General features: G+C 41.9%; 1 pseudogene. It reads left to right on the forward strand.

The annotated features are described in order from the left end of the window. Nucleotides 1-1,517 (forward strand): annotated as a pseudogene (locus HMPREF2877_RS02140) (hypothetical protein); the annotation flags it as partial.

Genomic DNA, 1,517 nt, shown 5'->3' on the forward strand with positions numbered 1-1,517 from the left:
AACTCACTGTCTACTGAAATTGGAACTTATCTTGGTCGATTAGCTCAGTTAGGTGATACGGAAAGTTATATTCTTTCGGTTAAGCCAAGTCTAGAAACTATGGAGTCTGCCTTATCTGCTTCAACATCAGATTTGACCAGTCTCGTTAGCCAAGCAAGTATTGTAAAAGATACCTTGTCTAATTTTGAATCTCAAGCGATTGGAAGTGCTTCGGAGTCTTTGAGCTTACATACATCAGAGATACTATCGCTTGCTTACAGTGAATCTACTAGTCTGTCTCTTGAAGACTTAGGATCAACTGAAGTAGCAAATAGTCTTTCAATGAGTAAGACTACTCTGGAACAGAATGCATCTGAAGCACAATTACTTGTCAGTTTGGCAGACCGTTATTTAAATAGTGTGACGGATGCCCAAGCTCGTTCAGATCTTAGTGAAGCCATCCAAACTGTTCGTACTGAGTTGACAAAAGCTAACACTTTGCTTTCTCAAAATGAGGGAGATTTTGAAGGGCAACGCAGTCGTTTAGGCTTGGCTGTTGAGCAAATGATGAGCACTATGCAACAGACTGGTTTCACAGGAAATTTGGTCAATTCAAATGGTTCTCAAAGCATCGCCATCAATTTGGCAGCAACAGCTAATGCTGTTCAAACTTATCTTGATTCAAATGGTCGTAGACAGTATATTTATTCAGGTACTTTGACAGGATCAGATGTTTCTGAGGGTGGGAAAAATACGATTATCCAATCGATGACCTATTCTTATGATACTGGAACCAACAAGACTACTTGGGTAGTAACGATTAAGCCGTCCTTTAATACGAATAATGAATTTGGTATTTTAGTAACATCAGATGATACCATTAATTCTGTAACCATGACTTACCATGATAATGGGAATTTGATTACAACAGAAGATTGGACTTCAAAATTGACTAAAGCAAGTTCAATGCCCTATTCAAATTTGAAGGCAGTTCGTCAGCAGTGGAGAACCATTGGTGGTGGTGTTGCGGATAATATGAAATGGACAATTGTTACCGAAGGGTCAAATCGAAACCTTTATGTTCGAACTGCAACAGCAATCGTTGAATCAACACTGAGTGGAATTCTGACATCGGATGGGAATACGGTTTATCAACAACGTTATGATGAGTCGCCTCTAGCCGGTTTGGATATTGATGATAAAAATGATGCTATTCTGTCGGATTCCGCTAGCCAGTCTGCTTCGACAAGTGCGAGTATGTCAGCCAGTACGTCGGCCTTACAAAGTGCTTCAACAAGTGCTAGCGCATCAGCACGGACGTCTGCTTCGATGAGTGCCTCAATCAGTGCATCACAAAGTGCTTTAACGAGTGCGAGTGAGTCGGCAAGTACGTCCGCGTCACAGAGTGCCTTAACTAGTGCATCTGAATCGGCAAGTACGTCGGCATCCATGAGTGCCTCAACAAGTGCTAGCGAATCTGCAAGTACAAGTGCATCGATGAGCGCTTCAACGAGTGCGTCTGAATCGGCAAGTACGTC

The organism is Streptococcus sp. HMSC072D03 (assembly GCF_001812855.1).
GTDB classification, from domain to species: Bacteria; Bacillota; Bacilli; order Lactobacillales; family Streptococcaceae; genus Streptococcus; species Streptococcus salivarius_D.